General features: G+C 24.3%; 15 protein-coding genes and 1 pseudogene. 11 read left to right on the top strand and 5 right to left on the bottom strand.

Annotation, left to right across the window (positions count from 1 at the left end):
- Positions 1-236 precede the first annotated feature (236 nt).
- Positions 237-536, top strand: a complete 300-nt coding sequence (locus ACJA29_RS03215; protein WP_406602453.1) for a hypothetical protein — start codon at positions 237-239, stop codon at positions 534-536.
- A gap of 311 nt (positions 537-847) precedes the next feature.
- Here ACJA29_RS03215 and ACJA29_RS03210 read toward each other — a convergent pair whose 3' ends face one another.
- Positions 848-1,720 (bottom strand): hypothetical protein, encoded by an 873-nt coding sequence (locus tag ACJA29_RS03210; RefSeq protein WP_406602452.1) that lies wholly within the window; start codon positions 1,718-1,720, stop codon positions 848-850.
- Between the two features lie 261 nt (positions 1,721-1,981).
- Here ACJA29_RS03210 and eno point away from each other — a divergent pair, with 261 nt between their 5' ends.
- The 4 genes and pseudogenes from eno to gyrB all read left to right on the top strand — a co-directional run bounded on the left by eno (position 1,982) and on the right by gyrB (position 8,262).
- Positions 1,982-3,445, top strand: coding sequence for a phosphopyruvate hydratase (gene eno, locus ACJA29_RS03205; RefSeq protein WP_406602451.1), 1,464 nt, complete (start codon positions 1,982-1,984; stop codon positions 3,443-3,445).
- Positions 3,446-3,468: 23 nt separating this feature from the next.
- Positions 3,469-4,665 carry an elongation factor Tu gene (tuf, locus tag ACJA29_RS03200; RefSeq protein WP_406602450.1) on the top strand — a complete coding sequence of 399 codons (1,197 nt, stop codon included), beginning with the start codon at positions 3,469-3,471 and terminating at the stop codon, positions 4,663-4,665.
- 36 nt (positions 4,666-4,701) lie between these two features.
- A pseudogene (locus ACJA29_RS03195) lies at positions 4,702-5,895 on the top strand (phosphoglycerate kinase); the annotation flags it as partial.
- A gap of 432 nt (positions 5,896-6,327) precedes the next feature.
- On the top strand, positions 6,328-8,262 hold the full coding sequence (gyrB, locus tag ACJA29_RS03190; protein ID WP_406602449.1) for a DNA topoisomerase (ATP-hydrolyzing) subunit B: 1,935 nt from the start codon (positions 6,328-6,330) through the stop codon (positions 8,260-8,262).
- A gap of 139 nt (positions 8,263-8,401) precedes the next feature.
- Here the strand turns inward: gyrB and ACJA29_RS03185 are convergent, their stop codons facing one another.
- The 3 genes from ACJA29_RS03185 to ACJA29_RS03175 form a co-directional block, all read right to left on the bottom strand.
- Entirely contained in the window at positions 8,402-9,964 is a 1,563-nt protein-coding gene (locus tag ACJA29_RS03185) for a glycosyltransferase (protein WP_406602448.1), read from the bottom strand.
- 106 nt (positions 9,965-10,070) lie between these two features.
- Positions 10,071-11,705: a CTP synthase gene (locus tag ACJA29_RS03180; protein ID WP_406602447.1), complete on the bottom strand. Its 1,635-nt coding sequence runs from the start codon at positions 11,703-11,705 to the stop codon at positions 10,071-10,073.
- Positions 11,706-11,769: 64 nt separating this feature from the next.
- Complete coding sequence (locus tag ACJA29_RS03175) at positions 11,770-11,946, bottom strand: hypothetical protein (protein WP_406602446.1); 177 nt, start codon at positions 11,944-11,946, stop codon at positions 11,770-11,772.
- Between the two features lie 150 nt (positions 11,947-12,096).
- Between ACJA29_RS03175 and ACJA29_RS03170 the strand changes: the two genes are divergently transcribed.
- Complete coding sequence (locus ACJA29_RS03170; RefSeq protein ID WP_406602445.1) at positions 12,097-13,374, top strand: hypothetical protein; 1,278 nt, start codon at positions 12,097-12,099, stop codon at positions 13,372-13,374.
- On the opposite strand, the gene rpsT is transcribed toward ACJA29_RS03170, so the two are convergent.
- On the bottom strand, positions 13,371-13,637 hold the full coding sequence (rpsT, locus tag ACJA29_RS03165; RefSeq protein WP_406602444.1) for a 30S ribosomal protein S20: 267 nt from the start codon (positions 13,635-13,637) through the stop codon (positions 13,371-13,373). The genes ACJA29_RS03170 and rpsT overlap by 4 nt on opposite strands.
- A 153-nt stretch (positions 13,638-13,790) precedes the next feature.
- Here rpsT and ACJA29_RS03160 point away from each other — a divergent pair, with 153 nt between their 5' ends.
- From ACJA29_RS03160 to ACJA29_RS03140, 5 genes are read left to right on the top strand one after another with little or no spacing between them, the layout of a single operon-like run.
- Positions 13,791-14,486 carry a nuclease-related domain-containing protein gene (locus ACJA29_RS03160; RefSeq protein ID WP_406602443.1) on the top strand — a complete coding sequence of 232 codons (696 nt, stop codon included), beginning with the start codon at positions 13,791-13,793 and terminating at the stop codon, positions 14,484-14,486.
- Positions 14,464-15,156: a YgjP-like metallopeptidase domain-containing protein gene (locus ACJA29_RS03155; RefSeq protein WP_406602442.1), complete on the top strand. Its 693-nt coding sequence runs from the start codon at positions 14,464-14,466 to the stop codon at positions 15,154-15,156. The genes ACJA29_RS03160 and ACJA29_RS03155 overlap by 23 nt, the downstream gene beginning before the upstream one ends.
- Before the next feature lie 22 nt (positions 15,157-15,178).
- Positions 15,179-16,135: a phenylalanine--tRNA ligase subunit alpha gene (gene pheS / locus ACJA29_RS03150; protein ID WP_406602441.1), complete on the top strand. Its 957-nt coding sequence runs from the start codon at positions 15,179-15,181 to the stop codon at positions 16,133-16,135.
- Between the two features lie 22 nt (positions 16,136-16,157).
- Complete coding sequence (locus ACJA29_RS03145; RefSeq protein ID WP_406602440.1) at positions 16,158-18,293, top strand: phenylalanine--tRNA ligase subunit beta; 2,136 nt, start codon at positions 16,158-16,160, stop codon at positions 18,291-18,293.
- 10 nt (positions 18,294-18,303) lie between these two features.
- Positions 18,304-19,059, top strand: a complete 756-nt coding sequence (locus tag ACJA29_RS03140; protein WP_406602439.1) for a hypothetical protein — start codon at positions 18,304-18,306, stop codon at positions 19,057-19,059.
- Positions 19,060-19,065 lie beyond the last annotated feature (6 nt).

The following is a 19,065-nucleotide window of genomic DNA, read 5'->3' as shown; positions in this document are numbered from 1 at the left end:
TCATCACCTTTTTCATTAATGATTACAATATCTAATCTAATAAATATTGAATTTTTTAAATTTAGTTAGTTTAGTATCCTTATTAACATTATCATAACAGCATATTTAATTCAATTGACTTTTTTCATTATATTTAAGAAGATTAACAATATATGAACTTAAAATATCATAAGCAATGTTAAATTACCAAAAAACAACCCAAAGCAGTTTATGTTTATACAACTTAAAATGATTTTATGGAATCAAGATTATTACAAAATATGCAACAAACTTATCAAAATGTAGAATATTGAATTTCTGTGGGTGAAAAAAATGATAAACACATTAAAAGAATTAAATGATTTGCTAAAAAATATAAAGTTAAATTGTATATTATGGATAATGATTTTAAATCTAAAGCTGATAATCTAAATTATTTTTTAAAACATGTAAAAGTGAAATATGATTATTTATTAATTAGTGATTCAGGTGTTGCTGTTGATAAAAATTTTGTTTCAACTTCATTAAAAATTTTTTACTATAAAAAAAACAATTAGGATGATTTTCATCAAATATAGCAAATTGTTCTTCAAATAATTCATTAAACATTATATTAAATAATCTTGAAAATAATGTTTTTGCAAATAAATTTTATTATCTAATATTAATAATAAATTAAATGCAAATTTATATTAAGTTGTTTTGTTTAATTAATAGCAAAATACCAGAATCATTTAATTATCAATTTCCTACAGAATGTTTAGAAATTTTTATTAATAATTGAGTATATTATAAGATTCATTTATCAATAATGAAAACATTATTGATAAATGATTACATAAAAATAATATGACTATAAAAGAATTATTTAATTAATTTTTTTGCTTTTTTTCTTGGTGCTTGCTTTCTTTCTTGGTGCTCATTTTGTTTTCTTTTTTGGCGCTCAATTATTTATTTCAACATCATTATATGGAATCAAATCTAAATTTCTAAAATCATAGTTAACAATAGATGATAAATCTTTATATTCATCATCGGTTAATTCATCAAATTTAAAAATGTAGTTGAAATGAGGAAAAATAGAACAAATTAAATTAATCATTTGAATATTTAATCATCTAGGAACTTGTACACTTTGTGAAGAAGCTCATGCACCTTGTGCTTCAAAATTCTCTAGAATAATAATTTCTTGAGCTTCTTTTGATGGAACTTTAATTTCAATGTTTTTTATTAAAAATCTTAATTTAAGGCAATAAGAAATCTTCTTCTCAACAAATTCTTGAAGAGTTAAAGGTTGATTTTTCTTTCTAATAGTAAAGTACATTCATAATCAAAATATTGCTGGAATTGCAATAATTAATGCAGGTATTGATAAATGTCCTAAAATATTAACTCCTGCTGTCAGATTACCGGTAATAGCTTGTGTAATTAAAGGTGCAATAGAACCAGTTCCTACCAAACATATAAAAGCAATTAAACAACCAATACAAAATCAATCAAAAAGTTTAACAGATAAAGGATATCCATTTGCAATTGCAGGATCATGTTTAAAGTTACTTGATTTAAATAATACATTTATAACTCAAGCAACAAAAATGTTTTGCTTTTTTAAATTTAAATCTATATATTCATTTAATAATGTATAAAATCTATCTCCTGAATAGAATTTACCTATTGAATATTTATTATTTGCTTCCTTTGAAAGGTCTATATGTTTACTTTTAACAATATATGAAGCCATTTTTCACCCCAAATTTATTAAATATAGAATTAGTTCTATTTTACATATTTTTTTATAATGATATTTATTTATATCTAATTAATTTTAAATCTCTAATTTAAAATAATATATTAATTAAATTATCTTGATTTAATTATTACAAACATATAAATTAAAATAAATGTGTAAAAATTTTGATTTTTTTAAAATATGTATTTGATTTTCAATGTAAAATAATATAATTAATATATAAAAAATCAAAAACGAAAATGAGGAGAAAAAATGTCAGCAATTATTAGTGTTCATGCAAGAGAAGTTTTAGATTCTCGTGGGAACCCTACAGTACAAGTTGAAGTTCAATCAGAATTTGGAGGATTTGGAACAGCCATTGTTCCTTCAGGTGCTTCAACAGGAACAAGAGAAGCTTTAGAATTAAGAGATCAAAATTCTGCTAAATATAAAAATAATTGATTTGGTGGAAAAGGTGTTATGTTAGCGGTTGATAATGTTAATGAAAAAATCGCTCCTGAAATAATTGGAATGGACGTAACAGATCAAAGATTAATTGATGAATTAATGATTAAATTAGATGGTACACCAACTAAATCAAAATTGGGTGCTAATGCTATTCTAGGAGTTTCATTGGCAGTTGCAAAATGTGCAGCAGATGAATTAGGAATGCCATTATACAGATATATTGGTGGAACAAATGCAAGAGTATTACCTCTACCAATGTTAAATGTTATTAATGGTGGAGAACATGCATCAAATACTTTAGATTTTCAAGAATTCATGATTATGCCAGTTGGAGCTAAAACTTTTAGAGAAGCTTTACAAATGGCAAACTTTGTTTTCCATACATTAGCTAAATTATTGAAAAAAGCAGGACATGGAACTCAAGTAGGAGATGAAGGTGGGTTTGCTCCTAACTTAAAATCTCATGAAGAAGCTTTAGAATTTTTAGTAAAAGCAATTAAAGAAGCTGGTTATGTGCCTGCTCTTAAAGGTGAAAAAGCAGTTGCAATTGCAATGGATGCAGCATCATCAGAATTATATGATGTTAAAACTAAAAAATATACTTTTGGAAAATTACAAAAAGCTATTCAAGAAAAAAGACCAGGATTTGAGAATTTAAAATCTAAAACTGTCTTTACATCATCAGAATTAATTGAATACTATGATGAATTATTTAAAAAATTCCCAATCATTTCTGTTGAAGATGGATTTGCAGAACAAGATTGAGATGGATTCAAAGAAATGAATGACAAATTTGGATCAACAAAACAAATTATGGGTGATGACTTAACAGTTACAAATAAAGCAATTTTAGCTGAAGCTGTTAAAAAACAAACAATCAATTCAATTTTGATTAAATTAAATCAAATTGGAACATTATCTGAAACATTAGATACTATTGAATTAGCTCATAAATCAGGAATGACAGCAATTGTTTCACATCGTTCAGGAGAATCAGAAGATACAACAATTGCTGACTTATCTGTTGCTTTAAATACTGGTCAAATTAAAACAGGATCAATGTCAAGAACAGATAGAATTGCTAAATATAATAGATTATTAGCTATTGAAGAAGAATTAGGAGATGTTGCAGTATTCTTAGGTGCTAAAGCATTCCACAACATTGGATGACATGTACATTGTGATTCATGTAAATCTTCATCAAAAAAAGCAGAAGTATCTAAAAAATCTGCATTAAGCAAAATGAAAATTTCAAGAAAGAAAAAATAAGTAAATTAAAAGGAGATTAAAATATGGCAAAAGAAAATTTTGATAGAAGCAAGCCTCACGTTAATATTGGAACAATTGGTCACGTTGACCACGGGAAAACAACATTAACAGCAGCTATTGCTTCAACATTAGCAAAAAAAGGATTAGCAGAAGCTAAAGATTATGCTTCAATTGATAATGCACCTGAAGAAAAAGCTCGTGGGATAACAATTAACACATCACATATTGAATATGAAACAGAAAAAAGACACTATGCACACGTTGATTGTCCAGGACATGCTGATTATGTTAAAAACATGATTACAGGAGCTGCACAAATGGATGGTGCTATCTTAGTTGTTGCTGCAACAGATGGACCTATGCCTCAAACAAGAGAACACATCTTGTTATCAAAACAAGTTGGGGTACCAAAAATTGTTGTTTTCTTAAACAAAATTGATATGTTAGGATCACCAGAAGAAGCTGCCGAAATTACAGAATTAGTTGAATTAGAAGTTAGAGGATTATTATCTGAATATGGTTTTGATGGTGATAATGCTCCTATTATTAAAGGTTCAGCTTTAAAAGCTCTTGAAGGTGATGCAAATTATGAAGCAAAAATCTTTGAATTAATGGATGCAATTGATTCTTACATTGATACACCAGCTAGAGAATCAGATAAACCATTCTTAATGGCTGTAGAAGATGTTTTCACAATTACAGGACGTGGTACAGTTGCTACAGGTAGAGTAGAACGTGGAACATTAAAATTAAATGAAGAAGTTGAAATTGTAGGTATTAAACCAACTAAAAAAACAGTTGTTACAGGAATTGAGATGTTCAGAAAAAATCTTGACGCTGCTATGGCTGGAGATAATGCTGGTCTATTATTAAGAGGGGTTGCTAAAGAAGATATCGAAAGAGGTCAAGTATTAGCTAAACCAGGAACAATTGTTCCTCATAAAAAATTTGAAGCTGCAGTTTATGCTCTTAAAAAAGAAGAAGGTGGACGTCATACACCATTTTTCAAAAACTATAAACCTCAATTCTACTTTAGAACAACAGATGTTACAGGAGGAATTGAACTTCCTGCTGGTACAGAAATGGTTACTCCAGGAGACAATGTAAATTTAGTTGTAGATTTAATTTATCCAGTAGCTATTGAAGAAGGTACAAAATTCTCAATTAGAGAAGGTGGAAGAACTGTTGGAGCAGGTTCAGTTACAAAAGTTATACAATAAGATCTGAATTTTAATTTAGAAATAAAGGGTGTTTTTATGAACAATAAAAAAAGAATAGATCAATTAGATCTTGCAAACAAAAAAGTTATTATTAGAGTTGATTTTAATGTTCCAATTAAAGATGGAAAAATTACTAACAACAAAAGAATAGTAGCTGCTTTACCAACAATTAATAAAGCATTAGAAGCAAATGCTAAAGTGATTCTATTATCACATTTAGGAAGAATTAAAGAAGAAGCTGATAAAGCTAAAAAATCTTTAAAACCAGTTGCTACAGAATTAAGCAAATTATTAGGAAAAAAAGTTACTTTTGTTCCTCAACCAACAGGTCCTGAAGTTAAAGAAGCTGTAAAAAATATGGAACCAGGACAAATCATCATGTTAGAAAATACAAGATGAGAAGATTTAAATGGTAAAGCTGAGTCAAAAAATAATCCAAAATTAGGAAAATTCTGAGCCTCACTAGGTGATGTATTTATCAATGATGCATTTGGAACAGCACATAGAGCACATGCATCTAATGTGGGAATTGCATCAAATATCAAAGAATCAGCAATTGGATATTTAGTTGATGATGAATTAACTAAAATTACAAAAGCTATTACAAATCCTCCAAGACCTGCTATTGCAATTATTGGTGGAGCTAAAGTATCAGATAAAATTAAAACAATTGAACATTTAATTAAAAATGTAGATAAAGTTATCATTGGTGGTGGTATGGCATTTACATTTTGAAAAGCTCAAGGATTATCAATTGGTAATTCTTTAGTAGAAATGGATCAAATTGAATTAGCTAAATCATACTTAAAAAAATATGCTGATAAATTAGTGCTACCTATAGATGCTGCTTTATCACGTAAATTTGAAAACACCAAACCTATTTACAATAATAAAAATTCATTAGAAATTCCTGATGGATACATGGGATTAGATATAGGTCCTAAATCTATTCAATTATTCAAAAAAATGATAGAAGGAGCTAAAACTGTAATTTGAAATGGTCCTTTAGGAGTATGTGAATTTAGCTACTATTCAGTAGGGACAGAAGAAATTGCTAAAGCAATTGGATCTCTGTCAGGAGCTTACACAATTGTAGGTGGTGGAGATAGTGTTGCAGCTATTGTTTCTTTAGGATTAGAATCAAAATTCTCACACATTTCAACAGGTGGTGGAGCTTGCTTAGCAATGCTTGAAGGTTCACCGTTGCCAGGTGTTGAAGCAATTCAAGATGTAAATGCAAGCACAAATACAAGTAGTGTAGTTGAAATAGAAAACTCTAAATCAACAAAAGTTGAAGAAGAAAAATCTGAATCAACAAAAGTTGAATCAAAAAAATCTAAATCAACAACAGTTGAAATAGAAAACTCTAAATCAACAAAAAAAGATAAAGAAGATAAAAAAGATAAAGAAGCTAAAAAAGATAAAAAAGTTAAAAAAGATAATTCATCAAGTGAAGAAGAAACCTTATTTGACAGTTCATTAGAATAAGAAACATCCCAAAAATAAATTAATTTTATTTTAGATATTATTAAAAATTAATTAATAAAAGAAAAATAAGATTTTTATCTTATTTTTTTTTATATTAAAAATTGTTATAATTTTATATATATTTATATATATAAAATTTATTTTTAAATTAATCGAAATTACAAAAGAGGATGTATGTCAGATCAATATTCAGCAAATAGTATTCAAGTCTTAGAAGGATTGGAACCTGTAAGAAAAAGACCAGGTATGTACATTGGTACTACAAGCAAAAAAGGTTTACATCATTTAGTATGAGAAATTGTTGATAATTCCATTGATGAAGCAATGGCGGGTTTCGCATCTGTTGTAACAATTGATTTAGAAAAAGATGGTTATGTAACAATAAGTGATAATGGTAGAGGAATACCAACAGATATTCACTCTAAAACAGGTCTTTCAACAGTAGAAACAGTTTTAACTGTATTACATGCTGGAGGAAAATTTGATTCTGAAACTTATAAAGTATCTGGAGGGCTTCATGGAGTTGGAGCTTCAGTTGTTAATGCTTTAAGTAAACATTTAAAAGTTTGAGTAAAAAGAGATGGTAAATTACATTTTATGGAATTCCAAAATGGTGGAAAAAGAGTAGATCAAATTAAAGTAATTGATAAAGTAGAACACAATGATACAGGAACTAAAATCTCTTTTTCTCCTGATTTTACAATCATGGAACCTAATGAATTTGATTTTGTTGTAATTGCTGATAGAGCAAAACAAATTGCTTATTTAAATAAAGGGATTACTATTATTGTTACAGATCACAGAAATGAAAAACCAGTAAAAAAAGAATTCTTTTTTGAAGGTGGTATTGTAGAATATGTTCGTGAATTAAATCGTGGTAAGTTGTTAATTCATGATGAAATCATTTATGCTGAAGGATCAGTAAAAGGTGATGCTGGTAATGTATTAGTAGAAGTTGCAATGCAATATAATAAAGGATATCAACCTAATGTAGTTTCATATGCTAATAATATTTCTACTATTGAAGGTGGAACTCATGAGCAAGGTTTTACTGATGCTTTAGTTAGAATATTAAATAATTATGCAGGTCAATTTAAATTATTTAAAACTGAAGAAGAAAAACTAACACGTGAAGATGTTAAAGAAGGTTTAATAGCTATTATTTCTGTAAAACATGTTGATCCTATTTTTGAAGGTCAAACAAAATCTAAATTAGGTAATAAAGATGCTCGTTTTGCTGTTAATAAAACTCTATCTCAAGCTCTAGAAAGATTTTTAGCTGAAAATCCAGAACAAGCTAAACAAATAGTAGAAAAAGCAATTCTTGCTCAAAGAGCACGTTTTGCAGCAACAACAGCAAGAGAAACAACAAGAAAAAAATCATTATTTGATGGTAATGCATTGCCAGGGAAATTAGCAGATTGTTCATCAAAAAATGCTGAAATTTCTGAATTATATATTGTCGAAGGGAATTCAGCTGGTGGATCAGCTAAAATGGGACGTGATCGTGAAACTCAAGCTATTTTACCTTTAAGAGGTAAAGTAATCAATGCTGAAAAAGCAAGAATTGATAAGGTTTTCGAAAATGCAGAAATAGCTTCAATTATTACTGCATTAGGAACAGGGGTTGGAGCAGAAATTAATGTTAATAAATTAAGATATCATAAAATCATTATTATGACCGATGCTGATGTTGATGGTTCTCATATTAGAACATTATTATTAACTTTCTTCTATCGTTATTTAAAACCATTAATTGAATATGGATTTGTTTATATAGCTCAACCTCCTTTATTCAAAATAAGTTATGGAAAAACTTTTGAATATGCTTATAATGATGAACAAAAAGATGAAATTGTAAAAAGAATTGAGGATCAAAATCCAAATCAAAAAATTTCTATTCAAAGATATAAAGGGTTAGGAGAAATGAATCCAGAACAACTTTGAGAAACTACAATGGATCCAAATGCAAGAAAAATGTTGCAAGTACAAATAGAAGATGCAGCTATTGCAGATCAAGTATTTACTATTTTAATGGGTGATGATGTAGAACCTAGACGTGAGTTTATTGAAGAAAATGCAAAATATGTTAAAGATATTGATTTTTAATTAAAAGATTTGAATAATATTAATAAATTTAAAATGATAACTTTGTAGTTCATCATTTTTTACATTTAATTCCAATTTATTATTAAGAATTTGATAATAAATAATTACAAAAGGTTAAATAATATCAATTAATAGAAATTTATATAGATATCTTTACAAATTTATTGCTGATTAAAGTTAAAAAAATTGTTGAATATAATGAAATAGATAATATTGATAATATGATAGTTCCAACTATTTTATATTCAGGTAAATATAAATGAATAATTACTATTGCAACAAGTAAAATAGTAGCTACTATTATTTCCAATCAATTAAATTTGATAGCATCTCAAATAGTATATTTTGATTCAAATTTTGGAGTAATAATAAATTTTGCTTTTTTTCCTAATAAAGATAAAATTAAAGTTTTAATTGAACAAACAATTGTTGAAGTATATAACAAAGCACAAAATAAGATATAAAATAATAACTTAAAAAAATTAATCTTTTTAAAAAAAAAAATAAAATCATTAATAAATGGGGTAATTATAAGAATAATCATTAAAACTAATTCAACCCATAAAGATCAATGCATATTTTTATAATTAAATCCTATAGGATATAAAATTGCAAAATTAATGATAAGAATAAATATTGATAAAACACTTAATGAAAGAGATGTAACTGATAATCACAAATCTACTTTTTTAAAAAATGGTATTTTTAATTTAAAAATTTTAAAAATATATTTTTTACAAAATTCAACATTACCTTGTGTTCATTTAATTGCTCTTTTTGTAAAAGCAAGATAATCAATAGGAAAAACTTCTTCACATATAATATCATTAGCAAAAACAATTTGATAACCAGCATTTACTGAATTAATAGTAAAACCCAAATCTTCTGCAACTATTTCTGGGAATCCTCCTGACATTTCGTAACACTCTTTAGATATCATTGCTCCATGACCATTTAAAGTAACAATCCCATATTTATTTTTAACAGAAATAAAAGTTGTTCATGATGGATAAATACCTAATTGAGCTATATTACTAAATAGATTTTTTCCTCTCGTTCCTTTGTGATTAGCTTGCACAATTCCTACATGATTATTATTAAAATAATTTAATGTTTTTGTAATGAAATCATCCGGAATTATTTCATCACTATCTAATAAAACAAAATAGTCGTAATTAATATTATAATTTTGCAAAAAATTATTTATATTTCCTGCTTTAAAACCTTTTCTATCTTTTCTTCTTATTACTTTTATTCAAGGATTTTCTTTTGCAAATTGATTTATTTTATCAATATATTTTTTATCATATGAATCATCTAGAATATAAACCTCATAATTTGAATAGTTTTGATTAGAAGATGCTAATAAACTTTCAGGATCAAAGTCATTACATGTTGTATACAACAATAAAACTTTAGAATTCTTTTTTACAAGTAAATTATTTTTATTTTTTGTATTTTGTCTTAATTTCTTTTTTAAATATAAATGAAAATACAAAACAAAAATAAAATCTTTTATTGAATTACAAAATAAGATAGTAATAAAAATCAAATTAATAACAAGAAAAATTGTTGCAATAGTTAAATTTGCAATATTATTTTGTGAAGTATTTCACAATTGCAAATTTATAAATGTTAAAACATTAAAAGCAATAATAAAAGTTCAAACAATTGATATTAATAGATATAATAAATTTTTCATATAACTTTATGCATTGTATCATTTTTATATTATTTATATTTAAAAATCCAGCATCTATCATTAGATTTTTTTATCCCTTTTTTATATAAAAAAATCCTATAAAGGATTAATTTTTAATTTTTATAATACTTTTAATAAAAGCACTAAATAATTTAGAAGGTCTTAAAGGTTTTGCATTAAATTCTGGATGATATTGAACTCCAATGTAAAAAGGATGATTTTCCAATTCACAAACCTCAATTAAATTTTTTGATTTATTATAACCTGTGAATTTAAATTCTTTATCTTCTATTTTACTTATATATTTAGGATTTACTTCATAACGATGACGACTTCTTTCACTAATTTCGCTTTCTTCATATATTCTTTTAATTTGTGAATTATCTTTTAAACAAATAGTATCAGCACCTAATCTTAAAGTTCCACCTATATTTTCTTTGTCTTTTCCAACAATAATATCTAAAACAAAAGTACCCTTATCACTAATTTCACTTGAAGTAGCATCTTTAATTCCTTTTAATCTTGCTTGATTAATAGTCATTGCTTGCATTCCAAAACAAATACCTAGAGTAGGAATATTATTTTTTCTTGTATAGTTAACAGCAGTTACTTTTCCTTCAAAACCTCTTTTACCAAACCCAGGTAATATTACAACACCATCAATATCTCTTAATTTTAATGCAATATTTTTTTCTTCAATACTTTCTGCTGATATTCAATCAAAATTGATATTAGCATTTTCATAGATACCACTAATAAATAAAGCTTCTTTAATAGATTTATAAGCATCTTCTAATTCAATGTATTTTCCTATCATTGCAATATTAATATTATTCTTTTTAGGCTCAACTAATTTATTAACAAATTGTTCTCAATCCTTAAAGTTAGATTTTCTTGGTTTAATTGAGAAAAATTCTAAAATACGTTCACAAACTCCTTGAGATTCTAAGTATAGAGGAACTCTATACACTGAATCAAAATCATAAACTGAAATAACACATTCTTTTTTAATATAACTTAAATTAGATATTTTGTCAATAATATCTTCATTTATAGGATTTTGAGATCTTAATAAAATCATATTAGGATTAATACCACCTGATAAAAGCATTGAAATAGAATTTTGTGTAGGTTTGGTTTTAAATTCTTTTGAAGCATTCAATCAAGGAACATAAGTAACATGAACAAAATAACATGTATCAGGATTTCTAAAACTATATTCACTAATTGCTTTAATAAATGGTGAAGATTCAATATCACCAATAGTTCCACCAATTTCTACTATTAGAAAGTCAGGTTTATTTTTTTCAATAGTAGAATTAATGATCTTCATTATTTCATTTGTAAAATGAGGAACCATTTGTACTGTTTTACCATTATACTTTCCCTTGCGTTCATTTTCAAATATTCTCTGATAAATTTTTCCAGTAGTATAGTTAGATTCTTTTGTTAAAGTTTCATCTATAAATCTTTCATAATGTCCTAAATCAAGGTCAGTTTCTCCTCCATCTTCAGTAACATAAACTTCACCATGTTCATAAGGGGAAAGAACACCTGGATCTATATTTAGATAGCAATCCAATTTTTGCATAAATATTTTAAAACCTCTTGCTTTTAAAATATTTCCAATAGATGAAGCTGTAATACCTTTACCTATTCCTGAAATTACTCCACCTGTAACAAAAATGATTTTTGTATTATTTTTTGTTTTTTTATTATTCTTTCTAGTTCTTTGTGCCATATTAATAGTTATTATAATATTAAATACTAAATTACATATTAATATAATAAGTAATATTATTTAATTAATTTTTATTATCATCTATTTTATTAACATTTAAAGTAATATTAGAAGATGAATTTTGATTTTTTTCTTTTACAATTGGAAATGGCATAGCAAAAGCAGTAACAGGAATTCATATAATTAATCATCCAACAAAAATTAAAGCAAGAGTAATAATTATTTTTTTCTTTTTATCCATAAATATCTCCTAATTTAATTTTTTACATATGAATTAATATTATTTTACTACAAAATATGATATAATTTCTTTAACCCAAATTCTTATATACAAAATCTAAATTTAAACAATACTTATAAATAATTAAAAATTTTAAAAAGGATACTATTTATGAATATAAAGAAAAAATATTTGACTATTTTAGCTAGTCCAATTTTATTACTACCTACATTTTTAATTTCATGTTCTTCATCTTCTGATATTAACTTTGATAATCCAAATATAGAAGAAATAATTCCGCCAGAAAATAGTGATAATGTTATTATACAACCACCAATAATTAATGATAATGACTTTAAAGTTAATATTTCATGAAAGAAAGGTTTTCAAAATGAAAATACATTTTTCTTTAATGGTAATAACAATTATATTTTTAATTTAGGAGACATTATAATAAATCAAGATGGTTATATAATCCAATATGTAGGTTCTGAAAAAGATGTTTATTATTATTCATTGTTTGATGAAACAATAAAAAAATATTATTTATTATCTTTAGATTTTGAATATGAGAAATTATCACAAATTTGGTCTATGTCTAAAATTAAACAATTTCTTTTCCGGGAAATTACAAGTGATTATTCTACAAATATGATCATTAATCACAATGTATCTGATGAAAATTTTTTTGTTCCTATAGATACTAGTGATTCATCAATTTCATTTGAAAAAAATGATATTATAACTTTTGAAAGTTCTTGGGGTGTGTGAAATAATCAACAAGGAAATGCTATTTTAAATATTAATATTGATCATGCAAAAATTAGAAAGATGTTGTTTGGTTCTCAAGAACAAAATTATGATAATTATATAATCCAAAATATTCAAGCAACTGATTTATATTTGCTACCTAAAGCTATTTTAATAGATTCGCCTATAAATTATTTTGATTTTAATATAGATGATATTCAAAACAACAATACAAAAGATTTTTATACATTATCTGATAATGAAAAATCAAAAATAGGAATTGATTTACCTAATAATGGAAATAAACATGTAAATTGAAGCTGTAGTATATGCAATAATACAATGAATGGAATAGTAATCAATGAAGAATTTATAGGAGGAATTTCTTCACAAATTGCTAATTTAATTAAATTTGATGCAAATAATTATGATAATGTTTTAGAAAAAATACAAGAACCTGAAAAAAATCAAGCAAAAAATTATTTTGCAAAAATAATTGATAAAGGGAAAAGAATCTCATTAAACATAAAACAAAATTATATTGAATCATCTAGTTTAGTTAATCTAAAAGTATTTGCTTCTATTTTTTCAGGAGCAAATTCAATGAATTTAATTGCTGATGGTTCATCAATAGCCATTTATGATATTTCAGGAATTCAAAAAATGAATATAAATTTTAAAGAATATAAAAAATTTTAAGCATTAATATTTTTCTTTGCATAAGCATCTAATCTTGAAGCTTTTCTAGCACCATTATTTTTATGGAAAACTCCTTTAGAAACAGATGTATCAATAATTTTGTGAGCATAAGAAATTAATTCATTAGCTTTTGGATCTTTATTAATAATAGCAATTTTAGCTTTTTTAATAGCTTTTCTTACTCTAGATTTCATTGCAGCATTGTATTGTCTAGATTTTTCATTAGTTTTTATTCTTTTAATTTTTGATTTAATATTAGCCATTTATGTTTTTTACCTTTCTAATTTAATATAATTTATATTTTTTTGAATAACTTATTATTTTATTTGAAAAATAAATAATATATTGTATATTTTTGAGAATTAATAAAAAAAATTATATTAAAAATTTTAAAAATTGCTAAAATTTTTTAAATTATGGAATTATATATTTTTGGTGTTGTTTTTTCTTTGATTATAATGTTTGCATTACTAGGTGTAATTCTATTTTTTTGATTTAAAAAGAGATCAAAAGAAAATGAATTATCTAAAAAAGGTAAAATGACAGAAATGATGATAAATGAAAAGCTTAGCCTATGAGCTAATATTAATGATGCTTTATATATTCCATCAAGTATGTATAAATATGGGAAAAATAAAATATTTGAAGTTGATGGTATTTTATTAACAACAAGAGCCTTAATTTGTATAGAAGTTAAAAACATTAATGCTAAAAGAATATATGGAACAGGTAATGAAAAAGAATGAGTTAAGGAAGTTGGGACAAATAAATATATGATTAAGTCTCCTATAATGCAAAATAATAAACATATTGATCATATTGTTCAAATGACAGATATTAAATTACCAACAGTATCATTGATTATTTTTGATTCAATATCATGTAAAGAAGTAAACATAAATAATGTTCCAGGCCATGTTGTTGTAATTAGATCAAATGAAATTAATCAAACATTAGAAGGAATTATGACAGCTTTAATTCCAAAAATTTCTAAAAATGAAATAGAAAAAATGTTTGAAAAATTAAAAGAACATCAAACAAACGATAAAAAAGATAAGGAATTATTACTTTCTTTCACTAAGGAATATAATGAAAAAACTTTCACAATTTAAAGAAGGATTGAATAGTTATAAAGATATATCATTTTATTTAAAAAGAAAAAGTAAGAAGAACTTAAATATTAGAATTAATGCAAAAAATGAAATAGAAGTTTCCATACCTCCAAAAGCAAAGGATGATTTATTAATAGAATTTTTAGATGCTAATCTTGAAAAATTTCATAAATATTCTATAGAAAAAAATAACAATAATTGAATCAATCTCCAAGAAGAATGATTTTATTTATTTGGAATTAAAATATATTATGTTTTAGATTTGGAAAAACAAAAAATAATAATTAATAATAATGGAATTGTTAAATTAAATTTTTTGGGCAAAGAAAAAATAATTGAACAAATAAATAAATATAGACAAAAACTTTTATTTTCTTATTTAGAGAAATCTCAAAAAAATTTTGAAAAATTAATGAATATCCCTGAACACGAAATTAAAATAAGAAATAAAAATACTGCTTGAGCAACAAATCATATTCAGAAAAAAATAATTTATTATTCAATTAATTTAGCATCTTTTTCAACAGATATAATTGACTATGTCATAATTCATGAATTATCACATCACCATTATAATAATCATTCACAAAATTTTTGATCATATGTTAGACAACATGATCCTCTATGTGATACAAAAAAATATAAATTAAAAAAATATATATATTATTAAATATATATAATATTTATTGTGTATGGACTATAAAAGTTTAATTAAAAATATAAAAAATTTTGAAGAATATAAATTAATAAAAAGTCAAATCTTTTCTGATAAAGGCCCTATTTTTGATTTGCAACAAAAAATAAAAAATGCTGATTCTAAAGAAAAAGCTGAATTAGGAAAACAATTATCAACTTTAAAATATGATATAAACAATCTTTTAGATGCAAAAATGCAAGAAATTAAATTAAATGAAATTAAGGACAAAATATTAAATGATAAAAACAATATCTATGAATATTCAAATCAATTTGCAAATTTTCATCCCATATTTTTAATATCTAACAGAATAAGAGAATGATTTGTTCAAAATAATTATTTGGAGGAAAAATCATTAGAATTAGAAAATGATTATTATAATTTTGAGCAATTAAATATACCTAAAAACCATCCCGCAAGAGATATGCAAGACACATTATATTTAAATGATAATATTTTGTTGAGAACTCATAATACAGGAGTTACAGCAAGAATGTTGGAAAGATATCAAAATTGTGAATTTTCATATTTTACAATAGGGAAAGTTTATCGTAATGATGAAGACGATCAAACACATTCTCATCAATTTACACAAGTAGATTTTGCATCAGTTGGAAAACACAATATTCAATCTCTTATATGAACAATTAAATCATTATTGTCATATGTTTTTGAAGAAGAAATTGAAATAAGAATGAGACCATCATTTTTCCCATTCACCGAACCATCAATGGAAATAGACATTTTATATAAAAATAAATGAATAGAAGTATTGGGTGCAGGAATGATTAATGAAGAAGTTTTAAGATTAGCAGGATACAAAGAACCATCTAAATATAGAGGAATTGCAGGTGGAATTGGTATTGAAAGATTAGCTATGATTAAATACGGTATTAAAGATATTAGAGAATTTTTCAATAATGATTTAAGAATGATTAAACAATTTAGATAACACTAGATATTAAGAGGGATATATGTTTTTTTCAGAATATAAATTAAGAGAATTAGCAAATATAGATAAAAAAATCACTACAGAAGAAATAGTAAAAGCAATTAATTCTATTGGATTTGAAGTAGAAGAAGTTTTTAAATTTAATTTTGTAGAAAACATTAAATTTGGGCATGTTTTAAAAACATATCCCAATCCTGAATCAGAGAAATTAACAGTATGTGAAATTAAATTTGCAGATAAAATCAGAATAATTCAAACAGCAGCTAAAAATGTAAAATCTAATGATTATGTAATTGCTTTTATTCCAGGTTCAAAATTAAATGGTAATGAAATCCAATCTAAGAAAATGGCTAATATAACATCTGAAGGAATGTTAATTTCATATCCTGAATTAGGATTTAAATCAGAACTATTAACCAAATATATGAATGAAAATATTTTGATTTTGGATAAAGTTGATTTAAATAAAGATCCAATTGACCTATTTCAATTGCATGATAATATTATTGAAGTTTCTATATTATCTAATCGTTCAGATGCTCAATCATATTATTCATTTGCTAAAGAACTATCTGCATATTTTCATTCAAAATATATTCCAATTCCCGAGAAGAAAAAAGAATATATTGCAAGTGATATTTCTATTAAATTAGATAATGAAAATTTTTTAAATGGAATGAAAGTTCAAATAGATGAATTTAATATTGATATTCAAGATATTTTCCTTTTATTAAAATCTAATATTAAAATTGATGATAATAAATATATAAATTTTGCAAATTTAACATTAATTTATACAGGGGTTTCATTAAGAGCATTTGATTGTTCTAAAATATCTAATAATATTTCTATAAAAAAAGAAAAAGATATTTGATATTTGAATGATTCTAAACAAAACATATCTATATTAGGGGTTGATGTAATAAAAGATTTTTTACCTTCTAATAATTCTCAAAATGTGTTTTTTGAATTTTCACAAATCAATGAAAAAATAGTAAGAGAAAATTCTAAAAATTCTAAATTAGTTACATATAGCTCTATCAATAATTCTCGTGTTATTTCTAATGGAATGATTTTATTAGCATTTAATTTTATTAATAATTATTTTTCTAAGACCTCTCAACTTATTAATGAGATTGATCAAACAGAATTAAATTTTAAATTTGATGAAGAATATATAAATAATTATGCAGGATTTGATATTAGAGAAAAAACAAATTATAAAAAAGCTTTAAAATCATTGGAAATTTTAGATTTTAAAATAAGTAAAAATAAAATTAATATTCCTATTATTCGTCATGATGTAAAAAATATGCAACATATTGTAGAAGAAATTTTTAGATTTTATGGATTAAATAATTTTTCTGCTGAACCGATCTCACAATTATCTCTATATGCTTCGTCTCTTAATTCATTAGAAAAACAAATAACATATTTATCTTATACTCAAGTAATGACATACACATTAATAAGTGAAAATAAAAATTGATTTAATCCTTTTCAATTTCAAGATGTAAAAAAATTGAAAACATATGTTTCAGAGGATCATAATTCCATAAGAAATTCTCTTGCACTACCAATAGCAGATGTGTTTGAATATAATTTGAAAAAAAATATTAAATCTTTATCTTTATTTGATAAAGGAATGATTAATGATCAAGAATCTTTAATAATTGCTTCTACTGTAAAAACATATAATGAAATAAAAAAAGATATTGAATTAATTAGTAATCAAAAATTTCAAGTAATTCCATTAAATAATGATGATCTTCATCCAAATTACAATGCAGGATTATATTTATCAGGAAAATTAGTAGGATGAATTGGAAAGATTCATCCCTCAAAATTATCTTTAGATAAAGATATTATTTTTGGAGAAATTTTATTAAATGCTATTTATTCACCAAAAAATAAATTTATAGAATTTGATTCATCACCTTTGAAAGAAAGAGACATAACTTTTGAAATAAAACAAAAAGAAGATTTAGATATATATTTACATAAATTAGAATCTATTGAAGGAATTTTCTCAATTGAAAAAATTTCAGAATTCCAGAAAGACAATGTAAATAAATTAACATATAGAATTTTAATGTCAGAATCTGCGATACAAATATTTGATAATACTAATTGACAAAATATAAAGGAATTAATGTAAATTAATTAATATGAGTTTAAATAGAAAAGAAATTATTATCAACAAAACAATTTTTATGTTTTCTTTTGTTTATTTTATTATTCTTCTTTTTTTTATTTTTTATGATGGAATTGGCAAAAAAGGATCTAGTGGTGTTTCCGGCTTCATAGAACAAGATGCATTAAGAAAATCATTAGGAGATTGATATCAATTAGTATTTTATACATTTCATATAAATATATATTGTGTGATATCCGGAATGCTATATGGTTGTTTATCTCAAAATAAAATAGTTCAAAATATGTTTTTTTGTTCTTCAAGTTATATGTTGTTATGTTTATTTTCTATGTTTGTATTTAGATTTACATCTTTTTCATATAATTTTTATGAATCATTAAAAACATTATTTGTGCATTTTATTATTCCATCAACGTCATTGATTTTTCTATTTATTGTTAGAAATAGAATAATCCTTGATTGAAAAATATTGTGAATTAATTCTTTATATGTAACATTTTTTATCATTTTGTCTTTAATAATTTATTTTAATTTTTATTTTACAGAGGATTCATTATACCCAGGACAACATTTATGAATATATGGTTTTTTGGATTATGATAATCAAATAATGTTTGTTCCATTGCCCACATTAGCTTTAACCATTTTAGGAATAATTGCCACTTTAATTATTTCTCCTTTTGTAGGAATGGTAGTATTTTTATTTTTTAAAATTTTATTCAAGATAAAGATAAATCCTATTGTTAAATACAGAAATAAAAGACTATAAATGATA

Source organism: Metamycoplasma sualvi (assembly GCF_045276925.1).
Lineage (GTDB): Bacteria > Bacillota_I > Bacilli_A > Mycoplasmatales > Metamycoplasmataceae > UBA710.
Note: the sequence above shows the minus strand (reverse complement) of the source record. Positions and strands in the feature narration are given on the sequence as shown.